The organism is Streptomyces sp. NPDC048584 (assembly GCF_043199595.1).
Lineage (GTDB): Bacteria > Actinomycetota > Actinomycetes > Streptomycetales > Streptomycetaceae > Streptomyces > Streptomyces edwardsiae.
The window spans coordinates 160,193-179,394 of the sequence record NZ_JBICWF010000013.1 but is presented as its reverse complement, the minus strand read 5'-3'; the positions used below and the strand labels follow the sequence as shown (position 1 = coordinate 179,394).

General features: G+C 73.0%; 22 protein-coding genes. 8 read left to right on the top strand and 14 right to left on the bottom strand.

The features are described 5' to 3' along the window. Nucleotides 1–227: 227 nt before the first annotated feature. Nucleotides 228–1,670, bottom strand: a complete 1,443-nt coding sequence (locus ACGFR9_RS26910) for a cytochrome P450 (RefSeq protein ID WP_393212968.1) — start codon at nucleotides 1,668–1,670, stop codon at nucleotides 228–230. A 104-nt stretch (nucleotides 1,671–1,774) separates the two neighbouring features. On the opposite strand from ACGFR9_RS26910, the gene ACGFR9_RS26905 reads away from it, so the two are divergent. Both ACGFR9_RS26905 and ACGFR9_RS26900 read left to right on the top strand, forming a co-directional pair. Next, nucleotides 1,775–2,383: a TetR/AcrR family transcriptional regulator gene (locus ACGFR9_RS26905; protein WP_393212966.1), complete on the top strand. Its 609-nt coding sequence runs from the start codon at nucleotides 1,775–1,777 to the stop codon at nucleotides 2,381–2,383. A gap of 87 nt (nucleotides 2,384–2,470) precedes the next feature. Beyond that, on the top strand, nucleotides 2,471–3,199 hold the full coding sequence (locus tag ACGFR9_RS26900) for a DUF2470 domain-containing protein (RefSeq protein ID WP_393212964.1): 729 nt from the start codon (nucleotides 2,471–2,473) through the stop codon (nucleotides 3,197–3,199). Between the two features lie 27 nt (nucleotides 3,200–3,226). On the opposite strand, the gene ACGFR9_RS26895 is transcribed toward ACGFR9_RS26900, so the two are convergent. Together ACGFR9_RS26895 and ACGFR9_RS26890 are read right to left on the bottom strand one after the other, a co-directional pair. After that, nucleotides 3,227–4,465, bottom strand: coding sequence for an aromatic acid exporter family protein (locus ACGFR9_RS26895; RefSeq protein WP_393212962.1), 1,239 nt, complete (start codon nucleotides 4,463–4,465; stop codon nucleotides 3,227–3,229). A gap of 81 nt (nucleotides 4,466–4,546) precedes the next feature. Continuing rightward, the gene (locus tag ACGFR9_RS26890) at nucleotides 4,547–5,035 is read right to left on the bottom strand and encodes an FBP domain-containing protein (RefSeq protein WP_393212960.1); all 489 of its coding nucleotides are present in this window, start codon (nucleotides 5,033–5,035) and stop codon (nucleotides 4,547–4,549) included. A gap of 160 nt (nucleotides 5,036–5,195) precedes the next feature. Here ACGFR9_RS26890 and ACGFR9_RS26885 point away from each other — a divergent pair, with 160 nt between their 5' ends. Further along, nucleotides 5,196–6,176 carry a phosphotransferase family protein gene (locus tag ACGFR9_RS26885; RefSeq protein WP_393212958.1) on the top strand — a complete coding sequence of 327 codons (981 nt, stop codon included), beginning with the start codon at nucleotides 5,196–5,198 and terminating at the stop codon, nucleotides 6,174–6,176. 91 nt (nucleotides 6,177–6,267) lie between these two features. Beyond that, nucleotides 6,268–7,557 (top strand): ROK family protein, encoded by a 1,290-nt coding sequence (locus ACGFR9_RS26880; RefSeq protein ID WP_393212956.1) that lies wholly within the window; start codon nucleotides 6,268–6,270, stop codon nucleotides 7,555–7,557. A gap of 9 nt (nucleotides 7,558–7,566) precedes the next feature. Here the strand turns inward: ACGFR9_RS26880 and ACGFR9_RS26875 are convergent, their stop codons facing one another. The 4 genes from ACGFR9_RS26875 to ACGFR9_RS26860 form a co-directional block, all read right to left on the bottom strand. Beyond that, nucleotides 7,567–7,842 (bottom strand): hypothetical protein, encoded by a 276-nt coding sequence (locus ACGFR9_RS26875; protein WP_393212954.1) that lies wholly within the window; start codon nucleotides 7,840–7,842, stop codon nucleotides 7,567–7,569. A 300-nt stretch (nucleotides 7,843–8,142) separates the two neighbouring features. Beyond that, nucleotides 8,143–9,357 carry an aromatic acid exporter family protein gene (locus ACGFR9_RS26870; RefSeq protein WP_393212952.1) on the bottom strand — a complete coding sequence of 405 codons (1,215 nt, stop codon included), beginning with the start codon at nucleotides 9,355–9,357 and terminating at the stop codon, nucleotides 8,143–8,145. 30 nt (nucleotides 9,358–9,387) lie between these two features. Further along, nucleotides 9,388–10,044, bottom strand: a complete 657-nt coding sequence (locus ACGFR9_RS26865) for an HAD family hydrolase (protein WP_393212950.1) — start codon at nucleotides 10,042–10,044, stop codon at nucleotides 9,388–9,390. 44 nt (nucleotides 10,045–10,088) lie between these two features. Beyond that, on the bottom strand, nucleotides 10,089–11,129 hold the full coding sequence (locus tag ACGFR9_RS26860; protein WP_393212948.1) for a PHP domain-containing protein: 1,041 nt from the start codon (nucleotides 11,127–11,129) through the stop codon (nucleotides 10,089–10,091). A 110-nt stretch (nucleotides 11,130–11,239) separates the two neighbouring features. On the opposite strand from ACGFR9_RS26860, the gene ACGFR9_RS26855 reads away from it, so the two are divergent. Further along, nucleotides 11,240–11,521, top strand: coding sequence for a hypothetical protein (locus ACGFR9_RS26855; RefSeq protein ID WP_393212946.1), 282 nt, complete (start codon nucleotides 11,240–11,242; stop codon nucleotides 11,519–11,521). A gap of 2 nt (nucleotides 11,522–11,523) precedes the next feature. On the opposite strand, the gene ACGFR9_RS26850 is transcribed toward ACGFR9_RS26855, so the two are convergent. From ACGFR9_RS26850 to ACGFR9_RS26840, 3 genes are all read right to left on the bottom strand, one after another. Next, complete coding sequence (locus ACGFR9_RS26850; protein ID WP_393212944.1) at nucleotides 11,524–12,069, bottom strand: VanZ family protein; 546 nt, start codon at nucleotides 12,067–12,069, stop codon at nucleotides 11,524–11,526. 59 nt (nucleotides 12,070–12,128) lie between these two features. Next, entirely contained in the window at nucleotides 12,129–12,791 is a 663-nt protein-coding gene (locus ACGFR9_RS26845; RefSeq protein WP_393212942.1) for a DUF4230 domain-containing protein, read from the bottom strand. A 131-nt stretch (nucleotides 12,792–12,922) separates the two neighbouring features. Next, on the bottom strand, nucleotides 12,923–13,303 hold the full coding sequence (locus ACGFR9_RS26840; RefSeq protein WP_393212940.1) for an anti-sigma factor antagonist: 381 nt from the start codon (nucleotides 13,301–13,303) through the stop codon (nucleotides 12,923–12,925). A gap of 319 nt (nucleotides 13,304–13,622) precedes the next feature. Here ACGFR9_RS26840 and ACGFR9_RS26835 point away from each other — a divergent pair, with 319 nt between their 5' ends. After that, on the top strand, nucleotides 13,623–14,015 hold the full coding sequence (locus ACGFR9_RS26835) for a VOC family protein (RefSeq protein WP_393212938.1): 393 nt from the start codon (nucleotides 13,623–13,625) through the stop codon (nucleotides 14,013–14,015). A 42-nt stretch (nucleotides 14,016–14,057) separates the two neighbouring features. Here ACGFR9_RS26835 and ACGFR9_RS26830 read toward each other — a convergent pair whose 3' ends face one another. Both ACGFR9_RS26830 and ACGFR9_RS26825 read right to left on the bottom strand, forming a co-directional pair. Then, nucleotides 14,058–14,369 (bottom strand): DUF4235 domain-containing protein, encoded by a 312-nt coding sequence (locus ACGFR9_RS26830; RefSeq protein ID WP_393212936.1) that lies wholly within the window; start codon nucleotides 14,367–14,369, stop codon nucleotides 14,058–14,060. A gap of 61 nt (nucleotides 14,370–14,430) precedes the next feature. Beyond that, nucleotides 14,431–15,462 (bottom strand): glutathione S-transferase family protein, encoded by a 1,032-nt coding sequence (locus tag ACGFR9_RS26825; RefSeq protein ID WP_393212934.1) that lies wholly within the window; start codon nucleotides 15,460–15,462, stop codon nucleotides 14,431–14,433. Nucleotides 15,463–15,563: 101 nt separating this feature from the next. Here ACGFR9_RS26825 and ACGFR9_RS26820 point away from each other — a divergent pair, with 101 nt between their 5' ends. Further along, on the top strand, nucleotides 15,564–16,529 hold the full coding sequence (locus tag ACGFR9_RS26820; protein WP_393212932.1) for a cation diffusion facilitator family transporter: 966 nt from the start codon (nucleotides 15,564–15,566) through the stop codon (nucleotides 16,527–16,529). 229 nt (nucleotides 16,530–16,758) lie between these two features. On the opposite strand, the gene ACGFR9_RS26815 is transcribed toward ACGFR9_RS26820, so the two are convergent. Then, the gene (locus ACGFR9_RS26815) at nucleotides 16,759–17,391 is read right to left on the bottom strand and encodes a LysE family transporter (RefSeq protein WP_393213137.1); all 633 of its coding nucleotides are present in this window, start codon (nucleotides 17,389–17,391) and stop codon (nucleotides 16,759–16,761) included. Between the two features lie 243 nt (nucleotides 17,392–17,634). Here ACGFR9_RS26815 and ACGFR9_RS26810 point away from each other — a divergent pair, with 243 nt between their 5' ends. After that, nucleotides 17,635–18,603: an aldo/keto reductase gene (locus tag ACGFR9_RS26810; protein WP_393212930.1), complete on the top strand. Its 969-nt coding sequence runs from the start codon at nucleotides 17,635–17,637 to the stop codon at nucleotides 18,601–18,603. Nucleotides 18,604–18,612: 9 nt separating this feature from the next. On the opposite strand, the gene ACGFR9_RS26805 is transcribed toward ACGFR9_RS26810, so the two are convergent. Further along, a complete protein-coding gene (locus ACGFR9_RS26805) occupies nucleotides 18,613–19,194 on the bottom strand; it encodes a DUF4232 domain-containing protein (protein WP_393212928.1) in 582 nt (193 codons plus the stop codon). Nucleotides 19,195–19,202 lie beyond the last annotated feature (8 nt).

Sequence of the window (19,202 nt, the reverse complement as noted above, 5' to 3'; positions counted from 1 at the left end):
CGCACCCAGCCGCCCTCCCGCGGGCAGTCGTGCCGCTGGGGCGGCACGGGTGGGCGCGACGGCACCCCGCCGGTGCCGGGCCGCGCAACCCCACCCCCGGCCAGCCCCCAACGGGCCGCACCCCGCCGGTGCCGGGCGGCGCGGACACCCCCGGCCCACACCAACGTGCCGGCACCCCGCGAGCGCCGGGCGGCACGCCCCGCACCCCGCAAGGCCCTACCCCCCACTCACCCCCGCCGCTCCAACCACACCCGCAACCCCTCCGGCATGAACGTCAACCGCTCGGCCACCCGCAACCGATACCCGGGTTCGGCCCGCAGCTCATAACGCCGCAGCAACAACCCCAGCACCAACACCGCCTCATGCAACGCGAACTGCCGCCCGATACACGCCCGCGCCCCCGTCCCGAACGGCTTGAACACATGTGCCGGCCGCCCCCGAACCGCCCCCGCCTCGAACCGGTCCGGATCGAACTCCTCCGCGTCCGCCCCCCACACCCCCGGATCCCGGTGCAGCATCGGCGTCAACACCAACGTCCAGGCCCCCCGCCGCATCGGATGCACACCCCCCAGCACCGTGTCCCGAACAGCCTCCCGGGCGAACGCCGGCGCGGTCGGCCACAGCCGCAACGTCTCGTCCAGCACCCGCCGCACATACCGCAGCTTCGCCACCTGCTCGTACCCCGGCGCCGCCACGTCCCCCCACACCCGGTCCACCTCCGCACGCGCACGCTCGGCGACATCGGGCCGCAGCGACAGATAGTGCAGCGCGAACGACAGCGCGCCCGACGTCGTCTCGTGCCCCGCCACCAGAAACGTGATCACCTGCCGCCGCACGTTCTCCGCCGACAACCGCTCCCCGGTCTTTGGATGCGCGGTCTCCAGCATCCGGTCCAGCAGATCCCCGTCCCCACCGCCGGAAACCCGCCGCTCCCGCACCACCCCGTCGACTATGCGCTCGAGAAGCGCGATGTCGGCCACGTTCCGCCGCCCCGCGCGGCGCAGCAGCAGCGGAGCCAGCGGCCCCGGCACACTGTTCAGCCGCTGCGCATGACTCAGCGTGCCGACCATCGCGGAGACGAACGGATGCGGACGCGCCCGTTCGAAGGACCCGAAGTCGTGCCCGAACCCGGTCCGCGCGATCGTCTCCAGCGTCAGCTTGGTCATGTCCCCGGGCACGTCCACCGACCGCTCCCCGGCCGCGGCGAGGTCCCAGTGCTCCGTCAGCCGCTCCGCCACCGACAGCATCATCGGGTGGTACCCGGCCATCGCCTCCCGGCTGAACCCGGGCGCCAGCACATCGTGCGCCAGCTGCCAGTTCGGTTCGTGGTTGTACGCGGTGAACAGCCCGTCGCCCGCGACCGGCCGCAGATTGGCGATCCCCAGCCCCACATGCTTGGCGAACCGTGACTCGTCGGCCAGATCGGCCACCAGATCCGCGCCCCAGGTGAACACGAACTCCTTGCCGAACGCGCTCCGCCGGAAGATCGGGCCCAGCCGGCGGGCGTACTTCAGCGAGTCCTGCAGGGGCGTCGCCCTGCTCGCCCCGACCAGATCGCCGAGCAGCGGCAGCCGGTACGGCGGCCGGGGGATGCGGTACAGCTCCGGCCAGCCCCGCTCCGCGCTGCGGAACCCCTTCGGCGGTACGGCCCGTGTCGTCGTCTCCGCCATGACGCCATCCCCTTCGACCCGGCGAATCCACGTGTTGTACGTGAGTTCAATAAGGCGGTTCAGTCTGGTCCGGCGGCTGAACGGGCGTCAAGTACAGTGCGGGAATGGCCGTGAACCAGGGCGGGCGCACACGGCGCAGGCTCAGTACCGAGGAGCGCCGGGAGCAGCTTCTGTCGGTCGGTGCTCGGCTGTTCTCGGAGAGCCCCTACGACGAGGTGTGGATCGAGCAGGTCGCCGAGATCGCCGGGGTGTCGCGCGGACTGCTGTACCACTACTTCCCGACCAAGCGTGACTTCTTCGCGGCGGTGGTGGAGCGGGAGAGCGAGCGGATGCTCCGGATGACGACGGCGGTCCCCGGCGTCCCGGTGCGCGAGCAGTTGGCGGCGGGTCTCGACACGTATCTGGGGTACGTCGAGGCCCACGCGCACGGCTATCGCGCCTTCCACCGCGCCGACGCGGCGGGGGACCGGGCGGTGCGCCGGGTCTACCAGCGGGCGCTGGCCGCGCAGGAACGGCAGATCCTGGCGGCGCTCGCCCGGGACCCCGAGTTCGGTCCGGTCCTCGAGACCCGGCCGGACACCCGGCTCGCCGTGCGCGGCTGGCTGGCCTTCACCACCGCCGTCTGTCTGGAGTGGCTGCGCGGCTCGGGGCTGGACCGCGAGCAGGTGCGCGACCTGTGCGTGCGTGCCCTGCTGGGTGTTCTCGCGCCCTGAGACCGGTCTCAAAGTCGCGCCATCCGGTTGGCGCACACCCCGATCTCCTATAAGTTAGGCAAGGCTTACCTAAGAGGAGGTTCGGGGATGGCTGACGACACGCACGGCTGGACGGCCGCGCCCGGTGCGGCGGAACGGGCCCGCTCGGTGCTCGCCGCCGCGTGGTCCTGCGCGGTGAACGCGGAGGGCACCCGGGAGGAACTCGTCGGCACGCACAGCGTGACCGACGACGGAGAGGTGCTGCTGCATGTGCCCGAGGACAGCGCCCTGCTCGCCGCCGCGATCTGCGCGCCCCGCGGCGAGCCGTCCGCCGTGCTGGAGTTCGCCGACGTCGCCCCCGTCCCCCTGCGCAACAGGATCCGCGCCCGGCTGTGGGTGGCCGGCTGGTTCACCGTGCGGGACGGGCACCTCGTCCTCCGGCCCACGCGCGTGGTGCTCCGGCAGTCGGCCGGCGCCGTGGTGGTCGACGCCGACGAGTTCACCGCCGCCGCGCCCGACCCGCTCGCCACCGCCGAGGCCCGGCTGCTGAGCCATCTGGCCGACTGCCACGCCGACGCCGTGGAGCGGCTGACCCGTCTGGTCGACCACGGCAGTCTGCACGGCGCGGTCCGGGTCCAGCCGCTCGCCGTCGACCGGCACGGACTGACCCTGCGCATCGAACGCGTGCGGTCCGGCGGTGACGTACGGCTGCCGTTCCACGCGCCGGCGGACGACGTCTCCCAGCTCACCGAGCGCATGCACGTACTGCTCGCCCAGGCGAGCGCCGCCTCCTGCCGCCGCCCGCTGCAGCGGCAGCGCGCCGACGGCGAGGCGTGACCCGGAGGGGCCGGTCCCGCGCGCAGATCATGCGGAGCGGTGGGAGGCGCCGCCGCCGCGCCTGCGGCGCAGCCGGTCCCCCAGGCGGGTGAGCCGCGGCAGCCGCCGGCGCTGCTCCTGCGAGTGCCGGTCCAGCTCCTCGAACAGCCGGCGCGTGCGGTGCTCGGTGTCCATCTCGTCGAGGATGCGGTTGACCTCGGTCAGTACGGCGCCCAGCAACTGCCACTGACGGGCGTCGCGCCGGGCCTGCTCGAAGAGCAGCCGGGCCAGCCGGTCACGGGTGGCGGCCGCCTGCCGCAGCTGGGCGGCGAGCCGCTCCTCCGCCGACTCGGCGTTCGCGCTCACGCTCGTGGTCACCAGCACCGCGAAGCTGACCACGCCGTCCGCGATCTCGGCCAGCAGTTCCTCGAACGCGGCGCCCGTCTCGGGATCGAACAGCCGCTGCCCCTCGCGCTCCTTGGCCAGGTCGGTGAGCGTGCGCGCCAGCACCCGCAGTACCACCGTGCAGATCTCCAGCGTGTCCAGCCCGGTACGCAGCACCACCCGGTGCAGCAGGCCCTCACGGACCCGCGGATTGAGCCGCAGGCTGTCCTCCGCCTGTCTGAGGTCCGCGTCCACCTCGACGATGTCGTGGTCCAGCCGCCGTGCCTCGTGCAGCCGGGCCGCCGCCCGGTCCGGGGGCGTACGGCCCGCCGCCTCCTCGCCGATCCGCAGCATCAGCTGCCGCACCCGCCGGGCCAGCTCCTCGATGGACTCGCCGGCCTCCTCCACCCACACGGGCGGCGCCAGCAGCAGATTGAACGCCATCCCGACGACCGCCCCGATCAGTGTCTCCACGATCCGGGCCCAGGCGGTGTCCCCGTGCGTGGTCACCCCGAGCACCAGCATCGCGCTGATCGCCACCTCGGGCACGAACTCGTCCACCCGCACCAGATGGCCGATGATCAGCGACGCCAGGATGAGCAGACCCAGACTCCACCAGGTCAGACCCACCAGGAGACTGAAGAGGATGGCCACGACGACACCGGTCACCACGGAGTTCACCCGGCGCATCCCGGTGGTGAGCGTGGAGTACAGGGTGACCTGGACGACGAGCAGGGCGGTCAGGGGGGCGGTCAGCGGCGCGGCCTCCGGACTGAGCCGGGTCGCGATGGCGTAGGCGACCGTCGCCGCCGCCGACGACCGCACCGTCTGCACGGCCACCGGGTCCCGGTGCAGCTTGACGAACCGGACGGCCGGCGCGGTCATCTCACGTACCACTCGCATCCTCCGACGCTTCCCCCTCCCCGGACACGTCGAACGTGTTCACCGGGTACGGCAGTCGCCCGGGGGACAGGCCGGCCGGGTCTACAGCTTGTCGAGGAAGGCGAACAGATGGCCCCTGGTGCGGGCGATCTGCTCCTCCACGGTGAGGCTCTCCTCGAAGCGGCCCCCGCTCTCCGGGACCTTCTTCCCGCGCAGGTACAGGGAACAGGCGAGATCGGTGCACATGTAGGCGCCGACCGAGTTGCCCTCACGCCCGGCCGGGCCCGCCTTGCGCGCGGTCATCAGGGCGACACCGCCGCGCGGATGCGTGGTCAGGCACAGGGAGCACATGCTGCGGTGCAGAAACCCCCGCTGGGCGGGCTGGAAGCGCATGGCCACCCCGACGAGACGGTCCTCCCGCTCGGTGACGAGATAGCTGCGGTCGGGCGCTCCGGGATCGCGCCAGCCCAGGAAATCGAGATCGTCCCAGGCGCGTTCGCCCAGGTCACGCGGCACAGCCAGCCGCTTGGCCGCACCCTTCGAGCAGTTGATGAACGAACCGCGGATGTCCTGCTCGGTGAGTGCTCTCATGGGGGCGTCTCCGGTGGATTGTTTCGAAACCTAGGGGGTCTAGGTTTCTGGTTCAGGGTAGGGATCCGGCGCCGGCGGGAGCCAGCGATTTTTCCCGGGACCGCACACCGCGCCCTTCCGTACGCTGTACGGCAGTCGCCGAGAGGGAGGGGTACGGACGATGGGGGACTCCTGGGAGCGGGCCCGCCGGGTGCTCATGGAGGCGGGACTGCCGTCCGGTGCGCTCACCGGCGTACGGCCGATGAGCGGAGGCACCTACAACACCGTCGAGGAGCTCCGCCTGACCGACGGCAGCCGCTATGTGCTGAAGATCCCGCCCGCGGCCGCCACCCCCGGCCTGCGGTACGAACGCCGACTGCTCGTCGCCGAGGCGGACTTCTGCGCCGGCGCCGCCGAGGCCCGGGTGGCCGCCCCGCACGCCGTCGCCCTCGACGGGGACGGCTCCGTGCCGTATCTGCTGATGACCGCCTGCCCGGGCGAGCCCTGGACGCAGGTGGCGCCGGCCGGCGCGGAGCGGGCCGCTCTGCGCACCGAGCTCGGCCGTCAGGTTGCCCGGCTGCACCGGGTCGCCGGACCGGCGTTCGGCTACCCGTCCGGCGCCCTCGGCCCGCTCGCCCCCGCCTGGCGCACCGCGTTCACCGCGATGACCGACGCCGTGCTCGCCGACGCCCGGTACTACGGGGCCTGGCTGCCCCGCCCGGCCGACGAGGTCGCCGCCGTGCTCCGTACCGCCGCCGGGGCGCTCGACGAGGTCACCGTGCCCGTGCTCGTCCACTTCGACCTGTGGCCGGGCAACATCCTGGTGGAGCGCACGGCCGCGGGGGAGGCCCGGATCGGCGGGCTCATCGACGGGGAGCGCATGTTCTGGGGCGACCCCCTCGCCGATCTCGTCTCCCTCGCCCTGCTCGGCGACATCAGGACGGACGACGCGTTCCTCGCCGGCTACGCGGAGGCCGGAGGGCGGGCCGTGTTCGACCGGGCGGCCCTCGCCCGCCTCGCCCTCTACCGCGCCTACCTCTACCTGATCATGCTGATCGAGACCGTTCCGCGCGCGGCCGGAGGGGACCACGTGCGCTGGGTCCGGGACACCGTCGCCCCGGAGCTGGACGCCGCGCTGGACGAAATCGGCCGGCTCTGTTAGTTCACATCATGAAATAAGGGTGGGAGAAAGTCGCGCCCGGTCGGTCCCCGGCGGTATGTTGCAGGTCGGGCAGGGTCTTGGAAGGAGCCACATGGCGGGGCGGAACGGGCGCACGGTGCGCGATCTCAGGCGGGCCAACCGTACGGCCGTGCTGCAGCGGCTGTACTTCGACGGCCCGCTGAGCCGGTTCGAACTCGGCCCCGCGACCGGGCTCAGCTCCGGCTCCGTCAGCAATGTCGTCGCCGACCTGGTCGCCGACGGCCTGGTGGAGGAGGCGGGCAGCGTCGACTCCGACGGCGGCCGCCCCCGCACCCTGCTGCGGGTGGCACCGCTCAGCGGCCACATGATCGGCGTCGACGTGGGGGAGACCCGGGTCCGCGTCGAACTGTTCGACCTGACCCTCACCGAGCTCGCCCGCGCGGAGCTCCCGCTGGAGCAGCAGCGCTACGAGGTCGAGGTCATCGTCGACCACATCCGCTCCGGGATCGCCGAGGTGCTCGCCGGCGCGGGCCTCGCCCCCGAGCGGCTGCTCGGCGTCGGCATCGGTGTCCCCGGCATCGTCGAGCACACCCCCGACCGGGGCGCCGTCGTGCACGGCCAGACCATCGGCTGGGACGCCATCCCCCTGGAGGCGCTGCTGCGGGCCGAGTCCCTGCTGCCCGAGACGGTGCCGTACTTCATCGACAACGGCGCCAAGACCCTCGGCCAGGCCGAGATGTGGTTCGGTGCCGGACGCGGCGCCCGCAACGCCCTCGTGGTGCTCTTCGGCTCCGGCGTCGGCGCCTGCCTCGTCACGCCCGAGGTGGAACACGGCCGGGCCGTCGAGTGGGGACATCTGACCGTACGGGTGAGGGGGCGCCGCTGCCGCTGCGGCGCGCTCGGCTGTCTGGAGGCGTACGCGGGCGCCGAGTCGCTGCTCGCGCGCTGGCGCGAGGAGGGCGGCGCCGTGCCCGGGGACACGGACGAGGAGACGGCGCTGACGGCGATGCTCGCCGCCGCCTACCCGGCCGGCGAGGCCGCCCCCGACCCGGTCGCGCTCGCCGTCCTCGAGGAGACCGCCGAGTACCTGGGCGCCGGCCTGTCCGACCTGATCAACCTCTTCCAGCCGGAGCGCATCCTGATGGGCGGCTGGGCCGGCCTCCAGCTCGGCTCCCGCTTCCTGCCCGCCGTACGCAAGCACGCGCTGTCGTACGCGCTGCGTCATCCGGCGGAGAAGGTCACGATCGAACTGGGCCGTCTCGGCCCCGACGCGGTCACCGTGGGCGCCGCGATCCTTCCCCTCGCCGACTTCTTCACCCGGGGCGGCCGTCGTCCCGACCCCGGCCCCCAGTCCCCGCCCCCCGCCTGGCACACGGCCCTTCGGGACCGCACCCCTCGGTAGGACGGCTCCTCACGCGGAGGACTCGTCCGGAACCGGGTGGTCCGGGTTGGGGGATGCCGGGTGCGGGTCGCCCTGGCGGCCTGTGCCGGCCTCGTCCGTGTCGGGGACGTCCGATGCGGTGTCGTCCGGTTCGTCCGCGCCGCCGGTCTTCCTCTCGCTCTCCCGTTCCGCGACGGCGGGCGCGACCTCCCAGGGGTCCTCGCCGGGGCCGGCCTGCTGGTCGGGCAGATCTCGGGGGACTCCGGCGCCGTTCTCACCGGGGCCTTCGAGGCGGTGGTCGGTCACGGCGCTCTCCCTTCATACGTACGCGAGCCCACGCGAGTACCTCCGCGAGAGCCGGTGAAACCCGCTGCGGACAGAGGGAAGCCCCGGCCGCGACGGGGGAATCACGGCCGGGGCGGCTCAAGGTGGGCGCGGACGGCGGTCGCCTCTCGGCGAAAGGCTCCACAGGGCTTCAGCCGAACGATCGTCCCTGTGGGCGGATGGTGAGGCCCGGGGACACTGTCCCGTCCGCACCCACGTTCTGTTCAACGGAGACCCGTCCCCGGGTGTTCCGCGTACGGTCGGCGACCTGCGTGACGTGTGTCACCGGCCCCGTGTGCCGCCGTCGAGGTCGGCCCACAGATTCTCGGCCTGAAGCACCAGTGTGCCCAGGACGGCCGTGCGCGCGGCACCCTCACCGGCCTGGGCGCGCAGGTTCTCCTGGAGCTTCCCGTGCAGGTCACGCATCACGGCCTCGGTCCGCTCGTCCAGGAGGGCGTCCACGGGCGTGCCGCCGTGCAGCAGCCGGTCCGCCTCCGCGCGGCAGGCGTCGCCGAGCAGCGCCAGCAGCTCCGCGTAGCAGCCCAGCACCGCCGCGTCCGGCGTGGCAGGGGTGCGTTCCTCGTCGGCGGCCACCACGAGCGTGCGGGTCAGCGCGGTGACATGTCCGGTGACGCGGCCGAACCGTTCGTCCTCCCGCTCCGGCGGCAGCGCGACGGTCGGCGCCCGGTGCACGGCGCGCAGGGCGCCCGAGGTCAGCCGCAGGCTCTCCCTGCTCCAGCCGCGGGCCGAGCGCAGCGCCTCCAGCCGGTCCTGCAGCCGTGCCGCGGCGGCGAGCCGTCCGGCGGCGGTCCCCGCGTCCCACTCGCCGTCGCGCAGATCCGCGGCGACGGCGTGCAGCACGTCACCGGCCTCGCGGGCGAGCGCCGCGAGGTTCTCCCGTACGTCCCGCAGATGGATCGGCGGCAGTACCAGCGCGTTGACGGCGACCCCGATGACCGCGCCGAGCGCCGCCTGCCCCAGCCGGTGCCCCACCTCCAGCGCGCCGAACGTGCCCGTGGCGAGCGTGAAGACTGCCGTGGTGGCGGCGTAGATGCCCTGGTCACCGAAGCGCGGCCAGTTCGAGAGCAGCACCAGCACCGGCACGGACAGCGCCAGGGCGCCCGTGATGTCACCGGTGACGGCCTGCGCCCCGGACGCCACGAGCGCCCCCACACAGATCGCGGTGAACTGCCGTGCCGCCTGCAACAGCGAGCTGTAGACCGTGGCCTGCACCAGCACCAGCGCCACCCAGGGCGCCATCAGGGCCATCGGGTCGCCGAGCCACACCTGGGCCAGCAGCCACGCCAGCAGCGCCGCCGCGGCGGCCTTCAGCGACTGGACCAGCAGATCCCGCTCCCGACCGGGGCCCCGCCACGCGGCCCGGGCCGCCCGGCCGACGGACCGCACATCCCAGCGCACGGCCTCCCGCACCCGCGCCGACGCAGCCACCCGGCCGACGTCGTCACGCCGCCCCGTCTCATTCCGCACGGACACCATGCCCAGCGGGTGTCCCGTCCGCCCGGACCCTCATGCCAGGGGACCCTCCGACAGGGACGCCAGGAGGTGCGCCGGGTCGTCGTAGACCGCGTCCGCGCCGGCCTCCACCAGGTCGGCCCGCGGAATACCGCCGCACAGTACGCCCACGCAACGCACCCCGGCCCTGTCACCCGCCCGCATGTCCCACACCGTGTCACCGACGAACACCGCCCGCTCCGCGGACACCCCGGCCAGCTCGAGGGCGTGCTCGACGGGTTCCGGCGCGGGCTTGCCCTCCTCGACGTCGTCGGCGCTCGCCGTCGCGGCGATCGCCTCGTCCGCGTCGATCGCCCGGCGCAGCGCGCTCAGCTCGGTGCCGCCGGCCGAGGTGGCGAGGACCACCGTCCAGCCGTCGCGGTGCAGCCGCTTCAGCAGCCGGCCCGCGTCGGCGAACGCCGGCAGCCGGTCGAACCACTGCCCGTACAGCGTCTTGTGCGCGGCGCTCAGCTCCTCGTCGCGGTCGGTGTCCCGGTCCTCGCCCAGCAGCCGGGCGACCAGGTCGGAGGAGGGCAGCCCCACGGCCCGGTGGACGGCGTGCATCGGAACCCGGTGCCCCGCCTGGCGGAAGGCCTCCCACCAGGCCGTCACATGCAGATGGTTGGTGTCGACCAGCGTGCCGTCGACGTCGAACACGGCCGCCCGCTCCATACCTGTCCTCTCCTCGGGGTCCTCGGAGCGATACGGGTACCACCTCAGCCGCCTGTCACTCCGGAGGGCACCTTCCGCTCCCGGGTCCAGGCCAGCAGGTCCTGCCGCGACCATGTGGTCACCACCCGTTCGGGCGGCACCCCGCACTCCTGCGCGCGGGCGCATCCGAGGATCTGCCAGTCCAGCTGGCCCGGCGCGTGCGCGTCGGTGTCGACGGAGAAGAGCACACCGGCCGCCACCGCCCGGCGCAGCAGCCGGCGCGGCGGGTCGAGCCGCTCGGGCCGGCTGTTGATCTCCACGGCGGTACCGGTCTCGGCGCACGCGGCGAACACCTCGTCCGCGTCGAACTCCGACTCCGGCCGGCCGCGCCCGGTCAGCAGCCGGCCGGTGCAGTGCCCGAGGACGTCGGAGTGCGGGTCACGTACGGCGGCGACCATGCGGCGGGTCATCGACCGGGCGTCCATGCGCAGCTTGGAGTGCACGGACACCACCACGACGTCCAGCAGCTCCAGCAGCTGGGGTTCCTGGTCGAGGGAGCCGTCCTCGAGGATGTCGCACTCGATGCCGGTCAGCAGCCTGAACGGCGCCCAGGTCCCGTTGAGCTCCGCCACCACCTCCAGCTGCTCGCGCAGCCGGTCGGCCGAAAGGCCCCGCGCCACGGTCAGCCGAGGCGAGTGGTCCGTGAGTACGGCCCACTCGTGGCCGATCCGGGCCGCGGTACGGCCCATCTCCTCGATCGGGCTGCCGCCGTCCGACCAGTCGGAGTGCAGATGGCAGTCCCCGCGCAGCAGCTCCCGCAGCTCCCGCCCCGCCCGGCCCCCGGGCTCCCGGTCCGCCTCCTCCTCCAGCTTCCGCAGATAGCCGGGTACCTCCTCGGCCAGTGCCTCCCGCACCACCTGCGCGCTCTTCGGACCGACCCCCTTGAGCGTCTCCAGTGTTCCGGCCGCCGACCGCTCGCGCACCTGTTCCCCGCCCAGCTCCGCCAGCGCACGCGCGGCGGTGCGGAAGGCCCGGACGCGGTACGTGGGCGCCAGGGACCGTTCCAGCAGAAAGGCGATCCTGTCCAGCGCCTCGAGGGGTTCCATCGCCACCTCCTCGCTCCAGGGTTGCCCAGCGGGCGTACGGGCGCACGGCGGGGCGCTCGCGGATGTCGTGTCCGTGCCGTTCACGCCGTTTCGGCTCTACCCTCGAAGACATGACCGAAAGTGCGAGTCCGTACATGTCGCAACCGCGGATCACGGTCCTCGGGGTCCAGCCCACGACCCCGCCGTTCCGGATCGTGGAGATCGACGGACAGATGGTCGGCGAGGCCAGGAACGTCACCGACGTGCTGCTCGCCGCCGCGGCGTTCGGGATCACGGTCCACGACCTGGACGATCCCGACGTGGTCCGCTGGGTGGGCGGCGACAAGTTCACCTGGACCTCGCGCCGCACCCCGCGGACCCCCCAGAAGCAGAACGAACGGCCCCAGGCCTGACGTCAGGTCCTGGGCCGCCGCGCGTGCACGGCACGGCTCAGGCGCCGCCCCAGGAGCAGATAGCCGAGGAGCGCCCCGCCGGTGTTCAGGATGACGTCGTCGACGTCGAAAGCGCGTCCGGTGACCAGGGCGCCCTGCGCGAACTCCACCAGCAGCATCACGACGGCCGTCAGTACCAGCACCCGCAGGAATCCGCGCGTGCGCGGGGCGACGACCGGCGCGAGCACCCCGAAGGGCACACCGAGCAGGATGTTCCCGCCGATCTGGCGTACGGCGTCGCGCAGCGCGGGCTGGTCCAGATAGGCCCGCAGCGAGCGGCCCGGACGCAGATTCGTATGGGTCAGCGCCTCCGAGGCGGGGGAGGGGTGCAGCGTGAGCCGGGCCAGGACCGCCGCGAAGGCGACCATGAAGAGGAACGCGCACACCATCGCCAGCAGCCGCGGCAGCAGCGGGAGCGGACGCCCCCGGCCGTCCTCCGGGGCGCCGCGCCCGGACTTTCGCGGACGTCGGCGCAACAGGGAACGCGGATGTGGGGCGGCCCGGGCCATTCGGTCCTCCAGTCGTCAACTTGCTTGTGTGGTACGGCGCTTACCCCCGCCGGTGCCGGTCAGTCGCCATAGCCGACCCGCACCTCCTTGAACCCCAGGGAGCGCAGCAGCCCCTCCAGCATCTCCGTGGTGTTGGTCTCGGCCCGGGCCGTGAGCCCGCTCTCCTTCGCCGCGTCGCCGATATGGCGCACGGCGAGCTTCTGCACGGCCTGTTCGCTGTTGGGGTTGTCCGAGAAGAGGTCGCCGAGCCGGTCGAACAGCCCGCGCTGCTTGGACACGGCGTAGGAACGCTCGGGGTCGAGGGCCGGTGTGCCCAGGCGGGCGTGGGGCAGCCGCAGGGTCGCCGACGTACGGTCGTCGTTCACCCGTACGTCGTCCTTGTCCAGCTGTCCCAGGTCGACATAGGCGTCCACGGTGCCCGCGCCCACGTACAGCGTGCGGCTGCCGCGGACGGCGTCCGGCAGGAACTTCGTGTCCTTCTCCAGGTCCACCACCACCTGGAAGTTCCCGGAGGCCGCGTCGTAGCGGCTGATGTCCTGGATGGACTCCAGGAGCGCGGGTCCGGAGCGGTCCTCGGTCTCGGTGCCGAACAGGTCCTTCAGGCCCGGCAGCACGCTCAGCCGGAGCCCGGCGAACAGCACGGCGAGCAGCAGCACCACCGCGGCCAGCACCTTCACCCACCCGGGTACGCGTGCGGCCAGTGGTTTGACTGGAGTCGTCATGGCGACGGCCCTCCTTCCTCCTGACCGAATGCCCCTCAGTTCCCGTGACAGACCGGGGAGTCGGGGAACGGTGGACCGCACCGGGAGCACGGAGGGGGCGCACGGCGGGGGTCGGGCCGTGGACCAGGAGGTCACAGCGGGCCGGACGTGGCCTCCGGCTGTTCCAGGGCCGCGTCGAGGGTCGGCCAGGGGTGCAGCAGCCGGGACGTGCCGGTGATCCGCAGCATGCGCAGGGTCAGCGGGTGGGCGCACACCAGGCACAGCCGGCCGGTTCCGTCCGCGAGCCGGAGCCGGGCCCGGTACAGCAGACGCAGTCCCGAGAGGTCGAAGAACTCGACATGGGTCAGGTCGATCACGATCCGGGCGTCCGGCCGGGCGGTCGCCCGGTCCAGATGCGGGACGATCTCCTCGGCCGCGGCGATGTCGATCTCGCCGCGGAACTCCAGCACCGTGTGTCCCCGGTCGTGGTGGACGCGCAGATGCCGGGTCAGCGGCGCAGGTTCGTACCGCACGACGCCATCGCCTCCAGCTCGCTCCGTGCAACGGGGGAGGGGATTCAGCCCCAACACCGGTTCCCTCCCTGCAAGTTACCTTCGGTCGAGTGCATTTGAGCATGTTCGATTGACATATGTCTTCGATTTGCGACCGAGTTCTTCCGAACCGGTCGGTCGGTCCCCCGGGCCCTCTCCGGAGTGTGACGGAATCCTCACCTCCGGCAGTGGCCGAACCCCATCCCCCGGTCCGGCCGCGACTGAATCCGCCGAGCCGGGACAGGTGTTCTCCACAGGCCGGGGCAGGAGCGCCCCGCGCCACGGACCCCATGGAGAAGACATGAGCCTGGTGACGGCCGGCGTCGTGGTGCTCGACTGTGCCGAGCCCGAGAAACTCGCCGAGTTCTACAAGGAGTTGCTGGACGCGGAGGACCTCGACGCCCATGTCAACCGGGTGGAGATCCGGGCCGCCGACGGCTTCCGCCTGGCGCTGCGTCGCGACGTCAACGCGACCGCCCCCAGCTGGCCCCGTCCGGAGAACTCCCTCCAGGCCCACCTGGAGTTCGTCGTCGACGACCTGGACGCGGTGGAACGCCTGATCGTGGGCCTCGGCGGCCGGCCCATGGAGACGGGTGACGCGACGGGGCCCACCGAGGAACGCGGCTACGCCGACCCCGCGGGCCACTCCTTCACCGTCCGCCGGGGCACGTCGACGGCACCCAAACAGGGCTGACCCACCGTCATGGGGAGACGGTGGGCCGACCGTACGGCCGGGTCAGTCGCGGCCGCCCGGCTCCTGGACGGGCCAGCTGCCCGTGTGGCGTTCGACGGCCCTGGCGCCGGCCCGGTCCACGGCACTGCGCACCACCGCGAAGATGGCGCCCTGGATCGCCGCGGCCAGCAGGATCTCCCCCCAGCGGCGGTCGCGGTCCAGCGCGTCCGGCGCGTCGTCCTCGTGCCGGATCAGCTTCCAGGTCTTCTGGAACGCCATCTTCGCCACGGTGCCGCTCGTCCAGCTCAGCGCGAAGCCCAGGGGCTTGTACGCCATCGGCAGCTTCTTCTTCGCCTTCTTGTCCTTCTTCGCCACGGGGATCTCCTAGGGTCGCTTCGTCGTCGCGTGGTGGATGGATCGTCAGGGGCCGGGCGGCTCAGGGGCGGCCCCGCGCCGGCACCTCCTCGGCGGCCGGCGCCGGCCGTGGCGGGGTGCCGTCCCCGAACGGCCGGCCGCCCAGCTCCTCCCGGTGGTGGGGCGTCGTCCAGCCGGAAAGGCCGGGACCGAGGGGCACGATGCCGGACGGGTTGATACCGGTGTGGACCTGGTAGTAGTGGCGCTTGATGTGGTCGAAGTCCACCGTGTCGCCGAAACCCGGCGTCTGGTACAGATCACGGACGTACGCCCACAGCACCCGGTTCTCGGCCAGCTTCCACCGGTTGCACTTGAAGTGACCGTGGTACACCGCGTCGAACCGCACCAACGTGGTGAACAGCCGGATGTCCGCCTCGGTGATGGTGTCGCCGACCAGGTACCGCTGCCCCTCCAGCCGCCGCTCCAGCAGTTCCAGCCGGCGGAACAGCGCCGCGTACGCGGCCTCGTACTCCTCCTGGCCGGTGGCGAAGCCCGCCCGGTAGACACCGTTGTTCACGTCCTGGAAGACGTCCTCCATCAGCGCGTCGATCTCGTCGCGCCGCGCCCGCGGATACAGGTCGGGCGCACCCTCCCGGTGCAGCGCGGTCCACTCCGTGGCGAGGTCCAGGGTGATCCGCTGGTAGTCGTTGGTCACCAGTCTCCCGCTGGGCACGTCCACGACCGCCGGGACACTCACCCCGCCCGGGTGGTCCGCCTCCCGCCGGTCGTACGCCTCGCTCAGATACCGGATGCCGAGCACCGGGTCACGGCCGTCCGGGTCCAGGGTGAACCGCCAGCTGCGGTCGTCCTGGACCGGGTCCGCGACGGCCAGGGACAGCGCGTCCTCCAGCCCCAGCAGCCGCCGGGACACCAGCGCCCGGCTCGCCCACGGGCAGGCACGGCTCACCACGAGCCGGTAGCGCCCGGCCTCCACCGGCCACCCGTCGCGCCCGTCCGCGGTGATCCGGTCCGCGAAGTGCGCCCTCGACCGCTTGAACCGCTTCCTGCCGTAAGCGCTGTTGCCGCCGCCGCCCCCGTCGTCGCGGCCACCCATGATGATCTCCTTCCCGCCGGCCGGAACGTCCCTGTGACCGCGTTCCCCGTTTTCCGCCCCCGGCACGGTGTGACCTAGGCCGACCGGGGCAATCGGCCCCGGTGAGTACACGATCGGATCGCAGAACCCGCGTCACCGTGCTGGTGGCACTCGCAGCCAATCTGGTGATCGCCGCGGCCAAGGCCGTAGGCGGACTCCTCGCGGCCTCACCCGCGCTGCTGTCGGAGGCGGCGCACTCGGTGGCCGACAGCCTGAACGAGGTGTTCCTGCTGGCCGCGCTGCGCCGCAGCCGCCGCCCCGCCGACCGGCGTCACCCCTTCGGCTACGGAAAGGAGCGGTTCTTCTGGTCGCTGCTCGCCGCCGTCGGCATCTTCGTGATGGGCGGCTGCTTCAGCTTCTTCCAGGGCGTCGAGGCCCTCAGGAACGGTGCCGACGAGACCCGGAGCGGCTATGTGGCCGGGCTGATCGTGCTCGCCGTCGCCCTGCTCGCCGAGGGCGGTTCCCTGCTGCGGGCCCTGTACCAGGTACGCGAACAGGGCGGCCGGGTCCGCGACCTGCGCGACCCGGCGCTGCGCACGGTGGTCGCCGAGGACGGCACCGCGGTCCTGGGCGTCACCCTCGCCATGGCGGGCATGGCCCTGCACATGGTCACCGGTGACGTGGTGTGGGAGGCGTCCGCCTCACTCGCCATCGGCACACTGCTGGTCTACGTCGCCTACCGGCTGGGCCGCGACGCCCGCGACCAGCTGATCGGCGAGGCCGCGGACCCGGAGGCGAGCGACCGGATCCGGGAGCTGCTGGCCGAGCAGCCCGAGATCGACAGCGTGGAGGCGCTCTTCACGATGAAGACCGGCATGGACACCGCCCTGGTGGCGGCCCGCGTCGACCTGGTGCCCGGCATGGACAGCGAGCGGGTCGAGGAGGTCGCCGTACGCATCAAACGGTCCATCGCCCGTGAGGTACCCGAGGCGGGACAGATCTTCCTCGACGTCACCGAACGCGGCGACCCGGAGGCCCGGGAGGCATGGGAGAGCCCCGCCGCGACGGGGGAACGGGGCGGGGCCTGACCCACGTGTGCCCGTTTCCCCCCACTTCACGCATGCCCCTCGACCCCACCACACAGCCGCGGGCCCCGGTGCCGGCGAACACCGCGGGCAATGGTGCCGCCATGGCGGCACGGGTGGGCGCGGCGGCACCTCGCCAACGCGGGCAAGTGACACCCGGCCAGGCCCCCGAGCACCGGCACCGGTGCTCGGGCCCGTACCCGCCTCGCAGGAGACATGGCTTCCGGGCCGGTCACACGGGCGTCACGGCCATCCGCCCCGCGAGCGCGGCCATCACCCCGGCCGCCACAAGCCCCGTGACCAGCCGCCCCCGCCGCCCCGTCAGCACCCGGCCCAGCAGCGCACCGCCGCCCGCCAGCAGCACCTGCCAGCTGGCCGACGCGGCGAACGCCGCCGCCACGAACACCGTCCGCTCCACCGGCCCGGCCGCCCCACCACCACCGGAGCCGAGCACGAGCGCCGCGAAGTAGATCACCGTGGTCGGGTTGAGCAGCGTGATCCCGAGCAGCGACAGGAACGCGCGCGCGGCGCCCGGGGGAGCGGCCCCGGGCCCGGCGGCAGTCAGCCCCCCACGGTAGCGACGTACCGCACCCGCCACGCCCCACACCGCCAGCGCGAGCAGCACCAGCACACAGACCCACCGCATCGGCCCCAGCACCGGCCGCAGCGCCGACGCGAGGGCCGTACCGCCGGCCGTGGCCGCGAGCGCGTACAGCCCGTCGGCCGTCGCGACACCGAGGGCCGCGCAGACTCCGGTACGCAGGCCGGTACGGGCGGTGAGGGAGACCAGATACGCCCCGACCGCGCCCACGGGAACCGCGATGCCGTAACCGGCGAGCAGTCCCGCGAGCAGCGCGGCCGTCACCAGCGCGGCGGAGTCGGACCTCCCCATCGGCCGCACCGCTGCTGTCGCCCGGCCACAGAAGCGGCGGCGGACGGCGGCAGCGGCAAGGCGTTCGTGGACATGGCCGGATCATGGCGCCGCGAGTCCCGTAGGGGCAATCGGTTTTCCCGCCCACGCGATCCGGCACCCGGCACCCCCTTCGAGTGCGCGCCAACACGTACGCTCCCTCTGGCAGCGACCCTCCCGCAGACAGGAGCAGCAACGATGCAGTACGTGAAGCTCGGTTCGACGGGCCTGGACGTGTCTCGGATCTGCCTCGGGTGCATGACCTACGGCGTGCCCGACCGCGGCAACCACGAGTGGACCCTCGACGAGGAGGCGTCCCGCCCGCTGATCCGGCAGGCGCTGGAGGCGGGCATCACCTTCTTCGACACCGCGAACGTGTACTCCGACGGCACCAGCGAGGAGATCGTCGGCCGGGCCCTGCGCGACTTCGCCGGCCGGGACGACTACGTGCTCGCCACGAAGGTGCACGGCCGGATGAGGCCCGGACCCAACGGCGGCGGCCTGTCCCGCAAGGCGATCATGACCGAGCTGGACCACAGCCTGACCCGCCTCGGCACCGACCACATCGACCTCTACCAGATCCACCGCTGGGACCCGCACACCCCCGTCGAGGAGACGATGGAGGCGCTGCACGACGTCGTCAAGGCGGGCAAGGTGCGCTACATCGGGGCCAGTTCGATGTACGCCTGGCAGTTCTCCAAGGCCCAGTACACGGCGGAGCTGCACGGCTGGACCCGGTTCGTGTCCATGCAGAACCACTACAACCTCCTCTACCGCGAGGAGGAGCGCGAGATGCTGCCGCTCTGCGCCGACCAGGGCGTGGGCGTCCTGCCCTGGAGCCCGCTCGCCCGGGGCCGGCTCACCCGGGACTGGGACGCCACCACCGGCCGCAGCGCCACCGACGTGTTCGGCGGCACCCTCTACCAGGAGGGGGACCGTGCCGTCGTCGAGGCGGTCACCCGGATCGCCGAACGCCGCGGCGTCCCGCGCGCCCGGATCGCCCTCGCCTGGCTGCTGCACCAGGAGACCGTCACCGCGCCCATCATCGGCGCGGCCAGGCCGCACCACATCGAGGACGCCGTGGCCGCCGTGGAACTCGGACTGACCGACACGGAACTCGAGGAACTTCGGCAGCCCTACGCCCCGCACCCGGTCGCGGGCCACTGAGCGAGGCCCCTACGGTCCGGTGCCCGGCTCCAGCGTCGTGAGGAACACCGAGGACGCGTTGCCGGACACCGGGACCGCGCCGGCCCTCCACGGCACCTTCAGGGGGTCGTGTTCGTCCGGCGGGGTGACGAGGAGCGCCGCAGGGGTGGCCGTACGGGCGCCGCTCACACCGGGGCTGGAGTAACGCAGCCCCGCCCAGGCACTGGCGCCGGGCGCCAGCGTGACGGTCACCGGGTCGCCGGGGGTGCGCTTCGGGTCCCGGCCCAGCTGCCCGCCGGCCGCGTCCACGAAGGCGGCGCCCGGATAGCCGTACAGCGTGCAGGTGCGGGACGACACGTTCGTCAGCACGACGGGGAAGTTGCGCTGGCCCGCCCCCGGGTCCATCCGGCCGACGGCGGCGCTCAGACCTGCGGTACGGCACCGGGGGACCGGGGCGTCCGTGAGCCGGACCGGTGACGTGGAGCGGGTCTCCGCCGTACGCGCGGAGGGCTCGGGGGCCGCGGGGCCGGCCGTACCGCTCCCGCTGCCGCAGGAGACCAGCGCGCCCAGCAGCACCACCGCCGCGCCCACCCGCCGTGACCCGTTCGCCATCGACCGTC

What these genes read in the sequence shown, in the direction of transcription:
- ACGFR9_RS26910 (WP_393212968.1), bottom strand. Translation starts at nt 1,670, where the DNA reads ATGGCGGAGACGACGACACGGGCCGTACCGCCGAAGGGGTTCCGCAGC.
- ACGFR9_RS26905 (WP_393212966.1), top strand. Translation starts at nt 1,775, where the DNA reads ATGGCCGTGAACCAGGGCGGGCGCACACGGCGCAGGCTCAGTACCGAG.
- ACGFR9_RS26900 (WP_393212964.1), top strand. Translation starts at nt 2,471, where the DNA reads ATGGCTGACGACACGCACGGCTGGACGGCCGCGCCCGGTGCGGCGGAA.
- ACGFR9_RS26895 (WP_393212962.1), bottom strand. Translation starts at nt 4,465, where the DNA reads ATGCGAGTGGTACGTGAGATGACCGCGCCGGCCGTCCGGTTCGTCAAG.
- ACGFR9_RS26890 (WP_393212960.1), bottom strand. Translation starts at nt 5,035, where the DNA reads ATGAGAGCACTCACCGAGCAGGACATCCGCGGTTCGTTCATCAACTGC.
- ACGFR9_RS26885 (WP_393212958.1), top strand. Translation starts at nt 5,196, where the DNA reads ATGGGGGACTCCTGGGAGCGGGCCCGCCGGGTGCTCATGGAGGCGGGA.
- ACGFR9_RS26880 (WP_393212956.1), top strand. Translation starts at nt 6,268, where the DNA reads ATGGCGGGGCGGAACGGGCGCACGGTGCGCGATCTCAGGCGGGCCAAC.
- ACGFR9_RS26870 (WP_393212952.1), bottom strand. Translation starts at nt 9,357, where the DNA reads ATGGTGTCCGTGCGGAATGAGACGGGGCGGCGTGACGACGTCGGCCGG.
- ACGFR9_RS26865 (WP_393212950.1), bottom strand. Translation starts at nt 10,044, where the DNA reads ATGGAGCGGGCGGCCGTGTTCGACGTCGACGGCACGCTGGTCGACACC.
- ACGFR9_RS26860 (WP_393212948.1), bottom strand. Translation starts at nt 11,129, where the DNA reads ATGGAACCCCTCGAGGCGCTGGACAGGATCGCCTTTCTGCTGGAACGG.
- ACGFR9_RS26855 (WP_393212946.1), top strand. Translation starts at nt 11,240, where the DNA reads ATGACCGAAAGTGCGAGTCCGTACATGTCGCAACCGCGGATCACGGTC.
- ACGFR9_RS26850 (WP_393212944.1), bottom strand. Translation starts at nt 12,069, where the DNA reads ATGGCCCGGGCCGCCCCACATCCGCGTTCCCTGTTGCGCCGACGTCCG.
- ACGFR9_RS26845 (WP_393212942.1), bottom strand. Translation starts at nt 12,791, where the DNA reads ATGACGACTCCAGTCAAACCACTGGCCGCACGCGTACCCGGGTGGGTG.
- ACGFR9_RS26835 (WP_393212938.1), top strand. Translation starts at nt 13,623, where the DNA reads ATGAGCCTGGTGACGGCCGGCGTCGTGGTGCTCGACTGTGCCGAGCCC.
- ACGFR9_RS26825 (WP_393212934.1), bottom strand. Translation starts at nt 15,462, where the DNA reads ATGGGTGGCCGCGACGACGGGGGCGGCGGCGGCAACAGCGCTTACGGC.
- ACGFR9_RS26810 (WP_393212930.1), top strand. Translation starts at nt 17,635, where the DNA reads ATGCAGTACGTGAAGCTCGGTTCGACGGGCCTGGACGTGTCTCGGATC.
- ACGFR9_RS26805 (WP_393212928.1), bottom strand. Translation starts at nt 19,194, where the DNA reads ATGGCGAACGGGTCACGGCGGGTGGGCGCGGCGGTGGTGCTGCTGGGC.